This window comes from Sinorhizobium sp. NG07B, from assembly GCF_002532005.1.
In the GTDB taxonomy this organism is placed as follows: domain Bacteria; phylum Pseudomonadota; class Alphaproteobacteria; order Rhizobiales; family Rhizobiaceae; genus Sinorhizobium; species Sinorhizobium fredii_C.
On record NZ_NWTD01000001.1, the window covers coordinates 1,941,328 to 1,955,232 of the forward strand.

The 13,905-nt window shown below is 63.5% G+C and carries 13 protein-coding genes; 3 read left to right on the forward strand and 10 right to left on the reverse strand.

Annotated elements, in window-relative coordinates:
* Positions 1-2: 2 nt before the first annotated feature.
* Positions 3-836, forward strand: a complete 834-nt coding sequence (mazG, locus tag CO664_RS09485) for a nucleoside triphosphate pyrophosphohydrolase (RefSeq protein WP_097538511.1) — start codon at positions 3-5, stop codon at positions 834-836.
* A 15-nt stretch (positions 837-851) separates the two neighbouring features.
* Here mazG and hflX read toward each other — a convergent pair whose 3' ends face one another.
* The 8 genes from hflX to dusB form a co-directional block, all read right to left on the reverse strand.
* A complete protein-coding gene (hflX, locus tag CO664_RS09490; protein WP_037423093.1) occupies positions 852-2,180 on the reverse strand; it encodes a GTPase HflX in 1,329 nt (442 codons plus the stop codon).
* Between the two features lie 81 nt (positions 2,181-2,261).
* Positions 2,262-2,504, reverse strand: a complete 243-nt coding sequence (gene hfq / locus CO664_RS09495; protein ID WP_037423095.1) for an RNA chaperone Hfq — start codon at positions 2,502-2,504, stop codon at positions 2,262-2,264.
* Positions 2,505-2,611: 107 nt separating this feature from the next.
* Positions 2,612-3,475, reverse strand: coding sequence for a D-amino-acid transaminase (locus CO664_RS09500; protein WP_097538512.1), 864 nt, complete (start codon positions 3,473-3,475; stop codon positions 2,612-2,614).
* Positions 3,476-3,489: 14 nt separating this feature from the next.
* Positions 3,490-4,854 carry a two-component system response regulator NtrX gene (gene ntrX / locus CO664_RS09505; protein WP_037383220.1) on the reverse strand — a complete coding sequence of 455 codons (1,365 nt, stop codon included), beginning with the start codon at positions 4,852-4,854 and terminating at the stop codon, positions 3,490-3,492.
* Positions 4,844-7,117, reverse strand: a complete 2,274-nt coding sequence (locus CO664_RS09510) for a PAS domain-containing sensor histidine kinase (RefSeq protein WP_037423099.1) — start codon at positions 7,115-7,117, stop codon at positions 4,844-4,846. The genes ntrX and CO664_RS09510 overlap by 11 nt, the downstream gene beginning before the upstream one ends.
* Before the next feature lie 204 nt (positions 7,118-7,321).
* Positions 7,322-8,776: a nitrogen regulation protein NR(I) gene (ntrC, locus tag CO664_RS09515; protein ID WP_012707855.1), complete on the reverse strand. Its 1,455-nt coding sequence runs from the start codon at positions 8,774-8,776 to the stop codon at positions 7,322-7,324.
* Positions 8,773-9,927 carry a nitrogen regulation protein NR(II) gene (locus tag CO664_RS09520; RefSeq protein ID WP_097538513.1) on the reverse strand — a complete coding sequence of 385 codons (1,155 nt, stop codon included), beginning with the start codon at positions 9,925-9,927 and terminating at the stop codon, positions 8,773-8,775. The genes ntrC and CO664_RS09520 overlap by 4 nt, the downstream gene beginning before the upstream one ends.
* Positions 9,924-10,952, reverse strand: coding sequence for a tRNA dihydrouridine synthase DusB (gene dusB / locus CO664_RS09525; RefSeq protein ID WP_097538514.1), 1,029 nt, complete (start codon positions 10,950-10,952; stop codon positions 9,924-9,926). Before dusB ends, CO664_RS09520 begins: the two co-directional genes overlap by 4 nt.
* Before the next feature lie 232 nt (positions 10,953-11,184).
* Between dusB and CO664_RS09530 the strand changes: the two genes are divergently transcribed.
* Together CO664_RS09530 and CO664_RS09535 are read left to right on the forward strand one after the other, a co-directional pair.
* Complete coding sequence (locus CO664_RS09530) at positions 11,185-12,396, forward strand: bifunctional 2-C-methyl-D-erythritol 4-phosphate cytidylyltransferase/2-C-methyl-D-erythritol 2,4-cyclodiphosphate synthase (RefSeq protein WP_097538515.1); 1,212 nt, start codon at positions 11,185-11,187, stop codon at positions 12,394-12,396.
* Positions 12,396-12,893, forward strand: coding sequence for a CinA family protein (locus CO664_RS09535; RefSeq protein ID WP_097538516.1), 498 nt, complete (start codon positions 12,396-12,398; stop codon positions 12,891-12,893). The genes CO664_RS09530 and CO664_RS09535 overlap by 1 nt, the downstream gene beginning before the upstream one ends.
* On the opposite strand, the gene CO664_RS09540 is transcribed toward CO664_RS09535, so the two are convergent.
* Both CO664_RS09540 and CO664_RS09545 read right to left on the reverse strand, forming a co-directional pair.
* Positions 12,881-13,330, reverse strand: coding sequence for a type II toxin-antitoxin system RatA family toxin (locus CO664_RS09540; protein ID WP_037423117.1), 450 nt, complete (start codon positions 13,328-13,330; stop codon positions 12,881-12,883). The genes CO664_RS09535 and CO664_RS09540 overlap by 13 nt on opposite strands.
* 9 nt (positions 13,331-13,339) lie before the next feature.
* Positions 13,340-13,903: an AAA family ATPase gene (locus CO664_RS09545; RefSeq protein WP_097538517.1), complete on the reverse strand. Its 564-nt coding sequence runs from the start codon at positions 13,901-13,903 to the stop codon at positions 13,340-13,342.
* Between the last annotated feature and the right edge of the window lie 2 nt (positions 13,904-13,905).

Consider the following 13,905-nt stretch of genomic DNA (forward strand, 5'->3'; position numbering starts at 1 on the left):
CAATGGAACCTTCTCGCGATATTCAACGCCTCATCGACATCATGGCAGCACTTCGCGACCCGAAGACCGGCTGCCCGTGGGACATCGTCCAGACCTTCGAGACGATCAAGCCCTACACGATCGAGGAAGCCTACGAGGTCGCCGACGCGATCGAGCGCCGCGACATGGACGATCTTTGCGACGAGCTCGGAGACCTGCTGCTGCAGGTGGTCTATCACGCGCAAATGGCGGAAGAGGTCGGCGACTTCTCCTTCGGCGACGTGGTGGAAGCCGTCACCCGCAAGATGATCCGCCGCCATCCGCATGTCTTTGCACGGTCGGATGCCGATACGCCAGAGGCGGTCAAGCTGCAATGGGACGAGATCAAACAGGCCGAGAAGGCGGATCGGCGCGCGCGCCGGATGCGGCGCGGCCTGCCGCTGGAAGAGAAGTCCGGCCATCTCGGTTCAGTGCAGCGCAGCTTTCCGGCACTCGTTGAGGCGCTCAAGCTTCAGGAGCGCGCAGCCAAGGTGGGTTTCGACTGGTCGGAGCCGGCACCGATTCTCGACAAGGTCGAGGAGGAAATCGGCGAGCTGCGCCAGGCGCTGAAGGATGGCGACCGACGAAAGATTGCGGACGAACTCGGCGACCTGATCTTCGCACTGGTCAACATCGGCCGCCATATTGGTACCGATCCGGAAATGGCGCTGCGCGGCACGAACACGAAATTCCGGCGCCGGTTCAGCCATATCGAGCAGGAACTGCATGCCGGCGGCGAGACGCTGGATGCCGCATCGCTGGAGCGGATGGAGGAACTCTGGCAGGCGGCAAAGGCGATTGAGAGGCAATTGACGTAGCGGCGTGCCGTCACGTCAAGCTTCCCAATCTTCCGCAACTGGCTTGGGCCCGTTTCCCAGCCGTCTTTCAAGCTCGGCCGCCTCGGACTCTGTCAAGCGCAGGTCAAGGCTGATCCTTCCGTCTTCGAGATCGTCGCGGCCATCGACGATCGCGTGCTCATAGATCCAGGGCAAGAGCTGCAACTGGTCCAATCCCAAGGCGACAGTGCACTCGGTCAGCACGCCTGAAAGACGACGGCCGATTTCAGCGAGCAGATCGTCGACACCTTCGCCGGTGATCGCCGAAACGGCGACGGTGTTGTCGGTGCCCGCCGCTTTGTTCACCAGTGCCTCGCGCACCTCCGGCTCGAGCCTGTCGATCTTGTTCCAGACCTCGACGATGCGCTCGGAGCCTTCCTTCTCGTCGATGCCGAGATCGGCCAGGATACGCAGCACATCGCCTGCCTGCGCTTGATTGTCCGGGTCCGAGAGATCGCGGACATGCAGAATGAGGTCTGCCTCGAGTACTTCTTCCAACGTCGCGCGAAAGGCGGCGACGAGGTGCGTCGGCAGGTCCGAGATGAAACCGACGGTATCGGACAGAATGACCATTCGGCCATGCGGCAGCTTCAGCCGCCGCAGCGTCGGATCTAGCGTCGCAAAGAGCATGTCTTCGGCCAGCACGCCCGCGCCGGTCATCCGGTTGAAGAGCGTCGACTTGCCTGCATTGGTGTAGCCGACCAGCGCCACGATCGGGTGCGGTACCTTCTTGCGCTTCGAACGATGCAACTGACGCGTCCGGCGCACCTGCTCCAGCTCGCGCTCCAGCCGCACGATCCTTTCCTGCAGCAGCCGACGGTCGGCTTCGATCTGCGTTTCGCCCGGACCGCCCATGAAGCCCGCGCCCCCGCGCTGGCGCTCAAGGTGGGTCCAGCTTCGAACCAGCCTTCCCTTCTGGTAGTTCAGATGGGCGAGATCGACCTGAAGCGTGCCCTCCTTAGTGGAGGCGCGCCGGCCAAAAATTTCGAGAATGAGCCCGGTCCGGTCGATGACCTTGGCGTTCCATTCCTTCTCGAGATTGCGCTGCTGTACCGGCGTCAGCGGGTGATCGACGATAACGAGGCCCGCATCCTTCTCGTTGAGGATATGGCCGATCTCCTCGATCTTGCCGCTGCCGAGCAGGGTGCCGGGCTTCGGTTGCGCCACGGGAACGATCGTGCCGTGCACGACATCGAGATCGATGGCGAGCGCAAGCCCCGTGGCCTCTTCAAGCCGGCTCTCGTCCGAGCGCGTGCTGACCGCTGCCACATCAGCGGCCGGCTTGCCCGTCTTCTTCAAGACCGGCACGACGACGACGGCGCGCATGTCGTCGCGGCGCTTCTCAAGCTCCGGTATGATCGACGACGGCGATTTCGAATTGCGTTTGGTAATGGTCCTCAGGTCCCGTCAGGATGCCACTTCCTCATTCTCGAACATCTGCAGAGGCTGGCCCGGCATGATGGTCGAGATGGCGTGCTTGTAGACGAGTTGAGAATGGCCGTCACGGCGCAACAGGACGCAGAAATTGTCAAAAGATGTCACAACACCCGTCAGTTTCACGCCATTGATAAGGAAAATGGTCAAGGAAATTTTTTGCTTGCGAACCGTATTAAGAAAAAGATCCTGCAAGTTTTGAGAACGTTCCGCCATCGCGCCGCTTCTTTCTTATTTGCCGGCTTTGGCGCCGGTGCATTTTGTCAAATTTGCGATCAGACGTGTCACAGAAGCCTTCCCCCGACACCTCTTGAAGTTTGGTATCAAATCGCCGTCTTTTCCGCAACGTCGAAAAAGGCTTCACGAATATTCTGTGCTATGCTTCCCGGATGGCCGTTGCGGATCGGCTTTCCATCGATCGATACGACCGGAAAGCAGATGCTCGTGGCAGCGGTGACGAACACTTCCCGTGCGGCAAGCATTTCCTCGACAGAGAAGGCCTTCTCCTCGATCTTCAGGCCGAGCGCCTTTGCCACGTCCATCAGTGTCGTACGCGTGATGCCGCGCAGGATGCCGTGCTCGGCCGGGCGCGTGCGCAGCGTCCCCTCGCCGTCGACGATCCAGACATTCGTCGCCGCCCCTTCCTTGACCGTGCCGTCCGCGTCGACGAAAATCGCCTCTTGCGCGCCGACTTCCTTCGCCCTTTGGCGAGCGAGGACGTTCGGAAGCAGGCCGACCGTCTTGATGTCCACCCGGTCCCAGCGGTTTTCCGGCACCGTAATCGCGGCAATGCCTTCGGCATTCTTCCTGGCGATCGCGGCGGCATCGGTGCGCTTAGCCGTGACGACGACAGAGGGTGGCGTGCCCTTGGCCGGGAACACATGATCGCGCCGGGCGACGCCCCGCGTCACCTGAAGATAGAAGAGCCCGTTGAGGACGCGGTTGCGCCGCAGCACCTCGCGAATGACCTGGATCAGCGCAGCCCGGCTCATCGGCCAGTCCATCCTGAGTTCACTCAGCGACCGGTCGAGGCGGTCGAGGTGACGGCTGAGATCGACAATGAAGCCGTGCCGCACCTCGCAGACCTCGTAGACGCCATCGGCAAACTGGAAGCCGCGGTCCTCCACATGGATCGCGGCTTCGGAATGCGGGACATAGGCGCCGTTCACATAGGCGGTTCTTGGCATGGAGCTTCGCGGCCTCAGACGCCCAGCGACTTCAGCTTGCGATGCAGCGCCGAGCGCTCCATGCCGACGAATTCCGCCGTGCGGGAGATGTTTCCGCCGAAGCGGTTGATCTGGGCGATCAGATAATCCCGTTCGAACATTTCGCGCGCCTCGCGCAGCGGCAGGGTCATGATGTGCTGGTCGCCCTTGGCGGAAATCTTCGGCAGCGTGTCGCCCACCTCGTTCGGCAGCATGTCGGCACTGATCGGCGTATCCGGGCCGTCGCTGCGGGCGAGGATCATCAGGCGTTCGATGTTGTTGCGCAACTGGCGGATATTGCCCGGCCAGTCATGCGCCTGGAGCACGGCAAGCGCATCCTCGCCGATCTTGCGCGGCCGGATGCCGGCATGTTCGCTCACCTGGCGCATGAACATGTCGACAAGGAAAGGAATATCCTCGCGCCGCTCGGCGAGCGCCGGAACGCGGACGGGAATAACGGCAAGCCGGTGATAAAGGTCCTCCCGGAAGAGGCCCTCGGCGATCATGTTCTCAAGATTGTATGCGGTCGAGGAAATGATACGCACGTCCACCTTGACGCGTTTCGAGCCGCCGACGCGCTCGAACTGCTGATCGACGAGCACGCGCAGGATCTTGTTCTGCGTCTCGCGCGGCATTTCGCCGACCTCGTCGAGATAGAGGATGCCGCCATGGGCCTCCTCGAGCGCGCCGGTGCGACGCGGCTGACCCGCGGTGCCCTCGGTGCCGAAAAGCGCGATTTCCATGCGGTCCGGCGTGATCGCGGCCGCATTCAAGGCGACGAAAGGACCGGTGGAACGCGTCGACTTGCGATGGATCATGCGCGCCACCAGTTCCTTGCCGGAACCGGAGGGTCCTTGGATCATGATGCGGCTGTTGGTCGGGGCGACCTTCTCGATCGTCTGGCGCAGCTGCGACACCGCGACCGAAGTGCCGATGAGCTCCACCGGATCGCCCGACCGCTTCTTGAGTTCCGACACTTCGCGCTTGAGCTTGGAATTCTCGAGCGCCCGCTCGGCAATCAGGATCAGCCGATCGGCCTTGAACGGCTTCTCGATGAAGTCGTAAGCGCCGCGCTTGATCGCGGAAACAGCCGTCTCGATGTTGCCGTGGCCGGAAATCATGACCACCGGCAGGTCCGGATGACGGCTCTTGATCTCGTCCAGCAGCGCCAGCCCGTCCAGCCGGCTGCCTTGCATCCAGATGTCCAGGAAGATGAGCCGCGGCACGCGGTCGTTGATCGCCGCAAGCGCGCTGTCGCTGTCGAAGGCTGTCCGCGTCTCGTGGCCTTCGTCCGACAGGATGCCCGAGACGATCTCGCGGATATCTTCCTCATCATCCACAACCAGAATATCAGCCGCCATTGGTATTACCCTTATCCTTCACAGTCTCATCGCCCCCGGTTTCGCCGGCGGGCGGCAGGATCACGCGGATCATCGCCCCGACACCGCCGTCGAAATCCGCCGGTGCATCGTGCAATTCCAATTGTCCGCCGTGGTCCTCGATGATTTTCTTGACGATAGCGAGACCCAGCCCCGTGCCTTTCTCTCGCATCGTCATGTATGGCTCCAAAATCCGGTGCCGGTTTTCGGTGGGGAGCCCCTTGCCGTTGTCGACAACGTCGACGACGAAGCGCCCGGTCGCGTCGTCGCGACGGGAGCGAACCAAGATCGTCGGCGCACCGCGCGCCGCCTCGGCCGGGACCGCCTCGATCGCCTCAACCGCATTCTTGACGACATTGCCAAAGGCCTGGCCGAGCATGCGCCCGTCGAACTGGCCCTCGAGCGCCTCGTCGCCGAAGTCGCGGATGAAGGTGATGTGGTTGTTGCCCATTTCGCGCAGGAAGACGGCGTCCTTGAGGATCGAGCGCAGGTCCGACTTTTCCTTCGTCGGTTTCGGCATGCGCGCGAAGGCTGAGAACTCGTCGACCATCCGGCCGATGTCTTCCACCTGGCGCACGATCGTATCGGTGCACTGGTCGAATACGGCCTTGTCCTGCTGGTCGATCTGCCTGCCGTAGCGCCGTTTGAGGCGTTCGGCGGAAAGCTGGATGGGCGTCAGCGGATTCTTGATCTCATGGGCGATACGCCGTGCCACGTCCGCCCAGGCGGTCGAGCGCTGGGCAATGACCAGATCGGTGATGTCGTCGATCGTGATGACGTAGGAGCCTTGCGAGCCCTCGCCCTCTTCCCGGGTCACCTGAACGTTCAGCGTGCGCTCGGTTCCGCCGCGCATGATGTTGATCTGTTTACGGTAGTCGTTGCGATAGCGGCTTTCCGCCTCGACCAGCACCTCCTCGATCTCCGGCGCCACCTCGCGAAGGCTGGCGCCGAGCAGTCCTGGAGCCGATTTCCGCAGGAATTCCTCCGACGAGGGATTGGCGATCGTGATGCGCCGGTCCCGGCCGACGCCGATCACGGCCGCGGTGACGCCGGAAAGCACGGCCTCGATGAAGCGGCGGCGCTGATCGACCTCGTCCTTGGCGACCAGGATCTGGTCCTGCTGCGTCCGGATCTCGCTGACCATCTTGTTGAAGGTGCGCGACAGATTGCCGACGTCGCCGTCGACGGCACGCACCGGCACGACCACGTCGAGATTGCCGGAGGCGACGCTGTCGGCCGCGCCGATCAGTTGCCGAATCGGCCGGACGATGCGGTCGGCAACGGCTATTGCCGTCCAGATCGCCGCCAGAAGCACGATCAGCGCGAAGCCGATGTAAAGGACGCCGAAGGCAATCTGCAACGAGGTGCGTCCCGCCTCAAGCGCCTTGTACTCGGCGGTGTTCTCCTCCATCAGCCGCATGGAGCGCATGACTTCGGGATCGACGTTGCGAAGCGTATAGAGGTAGATGCCGGGGAAATTCTCCAGCGGAACGACCGCTCCGACGAGATTGGTGACGCCGGGGGGGATAAGCGTCGGCTGGCCCGCGACGGTGCTCTTCAACGCGTCCTGCGGGATGGCAGGCAAGGGCCGTTCGGTCGAGATATTGGCCTGGAGGATGGCGCTGCCGTCGGCGCGAACGAGGAAGGCGCCGAGCATGCCGCGCCCCCTCGCCTGACGCGTCATCAGTTCGGTGAAGCCGGTGCGGTCGAGGGCGTAAAGCTGCCGGTTGCGCTCGAGGTCGTTGGCCATCGAGACCGTCTGGCCTTGAAGGTAGCTGGCATTCTCCAGGACATAGGCCTGGGCGACGTTCAGCGAGGAGCGCACGATCGCCTGGGTGCGCAGCGAGAACCAGCGGTCGAGGCCGACATCGAGGGTGATGCTGGCGAAAATCGCGACGAGGATGGCCGGCGTGATCGCGACGATCGAAAACAGAGCAACGATGCGCACATGCAGCCGCGCCGCCGCCCTGCCCTTGCTGCGGGCGCGAAGCAGCCTGATGATCTCGCGGGCGATCAGATAGATCAGGCCGACGACGAAGACGCCGTTGACGCCGGCGCAGGCAATGACGATGTTCCGTTCCGGCCTGACGGGGGTGAGGCCGAGAAGGACGAGCAGGGACAGGGTGGCGCAGACCAGAGCCCCGGTGGCCAGCATCAGGCCCGGGAACGCGAAGGAGGCCCGCCGATCCTGGGCAGCCGCAACACCCTCCTCCGTGCCCAATGGCAAGGCCATGCCATCCACCATAAAAAACTTCCCCCAAAACCGGCGCCCCGAAGACACCGGCACCCGCCTGCAATCCGGACCAGGATATTGAATGCCCTAGCCCGGACGGACGACGGCACATGCCGCGTCACGCGAGCCGCCATTGCCCGAGTCAGATCGAATCGGCCGCCCCGTGAGCCTTCAAGCAACGCAATGTGGCGAAAATGCAACGGTGTTGCAAAGCAGTCAAGCGGTGCGTGAGCTCCGATAGACGGAGACGCCCAGTTCGCGGATCTTCTTGCGCAGCGTGTTTCGGTTGAGCCCGAGGAGATCGGCTGCCTTGATCTGGTTGCCGCGTGTCGCCGTCAGGGCCGCGAGGATCAAGGGATACTCCATTTCCGCAAGCACCCGGTCGTAAAGGCCCGTCGGCGGCAACGCCTCGCCGAAGCTTGCGAAATACTGCCGCATGTTCTCCTCGACCGCCTGCGAGATCGACATCGAGCCGGGACGCGCGGCGGCCTTGTCGATCGGGCTGTCCGGCACCTCCGATCGCAGCTCGTTTTCGATGATCTCGCGGGTGATCACATCCTGTGGATAAAGTGCGGTGAGGCGCCGCACGAGGTTCTCGAGCTCGCGAACGTTGCCGGGCCAGGGATGCGCCTTCATCAGTTCCAGCGCTTCCTGGTCGAAGCGCTTGACGTCGAGCCCCTCCTTTTCGGCCTGCTGGACGAAATGCCGAACGAGATCGGGAATATCCTCGGCACGATCGCGAAGCGGCGGCAGACGCAGCGGCACGACGTTCAGGCGATAGTAGAGGTCCTCGCGGAAAAGACCCTGGTTGATCGACTGCTTCAGGTCCTTGTTCGTCGCCGCGACGATGCGCACGTCGGAGCGGATCGGCGTGCGCCCGCCGACGGTCGTGTATTCGCCCTGCTGCAGCACGCGCAGCAGCCGCGTCTGCGCATCCATCGGCATGTCGCCGATTTCGTCGAGGAAAAGCGTACCGCCCTCGGCCTGTTCGAAGCGGCCGGTGGAGCGCGTCTGGGCGCCGGTGAACGCCCCTTTTTCATGACCGAACAGTTCCGATTCGATGAGGTCGCGGGGGATCGCGGCCATATTGATGGCGACGAAGGGCCCGTTCCTGCGCTTGCCGTAATCGTGCAGGGCGCGCGCGACCAGCTCCTTTCCGGTTCCCGATTCGCCAGTAATCATCAGCGTCAGATCGGTCTGCATCAGCCGGGCAAGGACGCGGTAGATTTCCTGCATGGCGGCGGAGCGGCCGACGAGCGGCATGCCGTCCTGCGAATCGTCGTCCAGCTTGGAGGGGCGGCGTTTCGGCTCGGCCAGCGCCCGGCCGATGATGCCGATCAGCTCGGTCAGGTCGAAGGGTTTCGGCAGATAATCATAGGCGCCCTTCTCCGACGCCTTGATGGCGGTCATGAACGTGTTCTGCGCACTCATCACCAGAACCGGCAGGTCGGGTCGCGCCTTCTTGATCCGCGGCAGGAGATCGAAGGCATTCTCGTCCGGCATCACCACGTCGGTAACCACCAGGTCGCCGTCGCCGGCGGCGATCCAGCGCCAGAGCGTCGCGGCGTTGGAGGTGATGCGCACGTCGTATCCGGCACGGCTGAGCGCCTGGTTGAGCACGGTGCGAATGGCTGCGTCGTCATCCGCGACGAGGATCGTGGCGCCGGTCATGCAATGCTTCCTTTTGTAATCGGAGTTACGTCATCCGCCGCCCGTCCCTTGGAGGCCGGCATCAGGACGCGAAAGGTCGTGCGGCTGTGCTGGCTGTCGCATTCGACGATGCCGCCATGGCCGCCGATGATCTTGGCCACCAGCGCCAGCCCGAGACCGGAGCCGTTCGTCTTCGTCGTGATGAACGGATCGAAGAGATGCGGCAGCAGGTCCGAGGGCACGCCCGGTCCGTTGTCGTGGACACAGAACTCCAGCGGCAGCGAGATCTTTTCCCGCGTTCCCGCCACCGAGAGCCGGATGCCGGGCCGATAGGCCGTCGTGAGCATGATTTCGCCTTCCGGCCGGTCGCCGATCGCCTCCGCGGCGTTCTTGACCAGGTTGAGGAACACCTGGACGAGCTGGTCGCGGTTGGCATAGACGGGCGGGAGCGATGGGTCGTAGTTTTCGGAGATCTTGATGGCGCGGGCAAAGCCCGCCTTGGCGATCGCCTTCACGTGGTCGAGCACCGAGTGGATGTTGAGCGGCACGCGATCGACCGGGCGCTCGTCAGAAAACACCTCCATGCGGTCGACAAGCGAGACGATGCGGTCGGTCTCGTCGCAGATCAGCCGCGTCAGCGCCCGGTCTTCGTCGTTCACAGAGGTTTCAAGGAGCTGCGCCGCGCCCCTGATGCCGGACAGCGGGTTCTTGATCTCATGGGCGAGCATCGAGGCAAGCCCCGTGACGGAGCGCGCGGCTGCCCGATGGGTCAGCTGCCGATCGATCTTGTCGGCCATCGAGCGCTCCTGGAAGACGATGACCACGGATCCCGGCTGCGACAGCACCGGCGCCACGTAAAGATCGACGAGCTTGTCGGCGCCAAGCCGCGGCGAGCTCAGGTCCACCCGGTACTCGTTAACCGGAGCGCGCCTTTCGCGCACCTGGTCGATCAGCGTCAGAAGCGGGCTGCCGAAGGGAATGAAGGCGCTGATATCGTGGCGGGCGAGATGGTTGGCGCTCGCCCCGAAGAAGGACTCCGCCTCCCAATTGGCGAAGGCGACATGGCCGTTTTCGTCGACGAGAATGACCGGGTTCTGTATGGCGTTCAGCACCGCCATCGAGAGGTCGTTCGCGACCTCTGCCGGTTCCGGGACCATTGCCTTTTCGGTCATGCCGCAATCTCTCCCCTCGCCGGCTCCAAGCCGGAGCAAGCAATCGCGGCCGCGACCCGATCGCTCACAAGTTTCACATCCTTCGCCGTCAGGATTTCGGCCTTTTGCGCTGCCGGAAGCTCCGGCGCGAAACGCTCGAGATACCAGCCGACATGCTTGCGAGCATGACGAAGACCGATCTCCGCCCCGTAGAAGTCGAGCATCATCGCGTAGTGCTCGACAAACGTTTCCGCTATTCGCGTGGCATGCGGTTCATCTGCGGCACCGGCCAGCACGCCCGCATGCCACGGCCGGCCCTGGCAGGAGCGGCCGACCATGACGGCGTCGGCACCGGAGCGGCGCAGGATTTCCGTGGCATCGGCGATCGTATCGACATCGCCATTGGCGATCAGCGGCACGGAAATCACCTCGCGAACCGCCCGGATTGCGTCCCAATCCGCCCTGCCGGTATAGAATTGCATGCGGGTGCGGCCATGAATGGTGATCGCCTGGACGCCCGCCGCCTCGGCCCCGCGGGCAATCAGCGGCGCGTTGATCGAATTCTCGTCCCAGCCGAGCCGCATCTTCAGCGTTACCGGGACGCGGACGGCCTTCACCGTCGCCTCGATCAGCGACAGGGCATAGTCGGGGTCGCGCATCAGTGCCGAACCGGAATAGCCGCCGGTGACCTTCTTGGCCGGGCAGCCCATATTGATGTCGACGATGTCGGCACCGTTGGCCTCGACAATCTTGGCGGCCTCCGCCATCCAGTGGGCCTCGCGCCCGGCAAGCTGGACAATGTGGGGATCAATCCCGGAATTCTTCAGTCGCGCCCAGGATTCGGCCGCGTTGCAAACCAGCTCGCGGCTTGCCACCATTTCCGTCACGACGAAACCGGCGCCGAAGCGCCAGGCGAGCATGCGAAAGGGCAAATCCGTCACACCTGACATCGGAGCGAGCGCCACCCGATTGCGGATTTCAATTTTCCCGATCCGGAGTGACGATGACAGGGTCGCCAGTGGCAAATGCATATCTTTCGGGCACATGAATATCTTGCACTATTTTTAGACACTGTTGTTCGACTTGCCAAGCGATTTCCACACGCCCGACAAAATTCCTCGAAGCGCGTCGGCGCACTTCAAATCCGCATTTTCAGGCATGCCGATCACCTGAAAACCGCCGCACAGTCGGACTGTAGGGGACAGATGGCTGGCAATCACAGGACCTTCGCGGTACATGACGGCGTAGATTGGCGAATTGCGGGACCCCATACAGAAGATGCAGCCGGAAGAACAGTTCTCCTGTGGTGTTGTTGTCGTCGCGGCCGGCCGCGGCGAGCGCGCCGGTCAATCGGCGGACGGACCGAAGCAGTATCGCAGGATCGGCAATCGCCCCGTTATCGCCCATACACTTGACGTTTTCGCGACATGGCCGAGCACCGGGCCGATGGTCGTCGTTATCCACCCCGACGATGAGGCGCTTCTCGCCGCGGCGCTCGGGCGCATGGGCGACTCGCTGGCCGTGTCGGTGGTTCACGGCGGCGCGACGCGTCAGCTCTCGGTTCTCGCCGGCCTCGAGGCGCTCGCCAAGGCCGGAGTCAAGCACGCAATGATCCAGGACGCCGTGCGCCCATTCATCGACCATGCCCTGCTCGACCGTTGCCGGGCGGCGCTCGAAGGCGGCGCCGAGGCAGTTCTTCCGGCAGTTGCCGTCGCCGATACACTGAAGCGGGCGACCGGCGGCCGCGTCGAGGAGACGGTGCCGCGGAGCGGCCTCTACGCAGCGCAGACGCCGCAATGCTTCCGTCTCGAGGCGATCCTCGCCGCCCACCGCGCCGCGAGCGCCAGCGGCCGCAGCGACTTTACCGACGACGCATCTATTGCCGAATGGGCGGGCATCCCGGTGGTCCTCGTCGAAGGCGCGCCGGACAATGTCAAGCTCACGCTTCAAAGGGATATATCGATGGCCGATGAACGGCTGAACCGGCCTGCAATTCCCGACGTCCGCACCGGCAACGGCTACGACGTGCACCAGCTCGTCGAGGGCGACGGCGTCACGCTTTGCGGCGTGTTCATTCCGCATGACCGCAAGCTCTCCGGTCATTCCGACGCGGATGTCGCCTTGCACGCCTTGACCGACGCGCTGCTCGCCACCTGCGGCGCCGGCGACATCGGCGACCACTTCCCGCCTTCGGATCCGCAGTGGAAGGGTGCCCCCTCGCGTATCTTCCTGGAGCACGCCGCCCGGATCGTGCGCGAGCACGGCGGAGTGATCACAAACGCGGACGTTTCGCTGATCGCGGAAGCCCCGAAGGTCGGCCCCCACCGCCAGCAGATGCGCGAAAACCTTGCCGCCATGCTCGGCATCGCGCTCGACCGCTGCTCGGTGAAGGCGACGACCAACGAGAAGCTCGGCTTCGTCGGACGCCGGGAGGGTATCGCCGCAATCGCCACCGTAACGGTCGTCTACGTGCCGGAGAACAAAGCCTGATGTGGCCGGCCGACATCGAACAGGCGGCGCGCGCCATTATTGCCGATTTCACCGCGCGCGGGCTGAAGATCGCCACCGCCGAATCCTGCACAGGCGGATTAATCGCCGCGGCGCTGACCGAAATTGCCGGCTCGTCCGCCGTGGTCGACCGCGGCTTCGTCACCTATTCCAACGAGGCAAAAATCGACATGCTCGGCGTCGACGCTGCGACGCTCGCGGCCAACGGGGCGGTCTCTCACGAAACGGCTGCGGAAATGGTCCGCGGCGCCATCGCCCACTCCCGCGCCGATCTCGCGGTGGCGGTGACGGGCATTGCAGGCCCAAGCGGCGGCTCGGCGGAGAAGCCTGTCGGGCTCGTTCACCTCGCGGCTGCAACGCGGTCGGGCAATATCCTCCACCGAGAGATGCGCTACGGTGCGATCGGCCGCAATGCGGTGCGGCTCGCAACGGTGAAGACGGCGCTCGATCTTCTCAGGGAGATCGCTCAGGTGCCGTAGACCGCGTCGGCGCGTTTCTCGAAGGCTTCCGAGAACATGCGGAAGGCGCGATCGAACATCGAGCCCATCAGGGCGCCGAGGATGCGGCTCTTGAACTCGTAGTCGATATAGAAGTGGACGATCGACTCTCTCTCGTTCACCGGTTCGAAGCGCCAGACATTGTCGAGATACTTGAACGGCCCCTCGATGTAGTTGACGTCGATCAGCCGCTCGGCCGGCTTCAGCAGAACCTGCGTCGTAAAGGTCTCGCGGATGGCCTTGTAGCCAACCGTCATGTCGGCCAGCAGCAACGCCTTGCCGTCGCGCTCCTTACGCGATCGCACGCTCAGCGCCTCGCAGAGCGGCAGGAATTCCGGATAGCGCTCGACATCGGCGACGAGGTTGAACATCTGTTCCGCCGAGTGCTTTACGACATGGTTGGTTTCGAAATGCGGCATAGTTTGGAGTTAAGGCCGAGCCGAGAGAAGATCAAGGAGTTGGCGCATTTGTGCCCGGCTTCTTATCTGGAGAACGGGCACTGCGTGCTCATGGAGCCCGGCTTCGACGATGGGGGCGAATTTGCGTTCGAAGGTCCAGATGTAGCGAACGAATTCCAAACTCAATCGCTCGGGGCAGCCGTCGGCCATTTCCGGCCGCGCCTGGCCTCGCCATTTCAACCAGCGGCGCACCGCCCCCCACAGACAAAGCAGGCGCGGCATACGCACCCAAAGAACGACCTCCGTGCGCGGCATCCTTAGATCGAAGCTCGAAGGGTTTGTTCCGTCCATAATCCATCGCGGCTGATCGACCTTGGCGGCGATCATTGCCCGCTGTTCCGCGCGTGGGCGCGAGTCCCAGCCGGGCAGCCAGAAGAATTCGCGGTCCATGGAGATGAAGGGTAGATCGAAGCGGGTGGAAAGCCACCGCGCGAGAGTGGTTTTGCCGCCACCGGAGCAGCCGATCACGAGAATCCGCCTCGCCTGCGCGAGATGGGCGGCTGCCTCGGCAATATCCGTCAGATCCTGTGCCATGC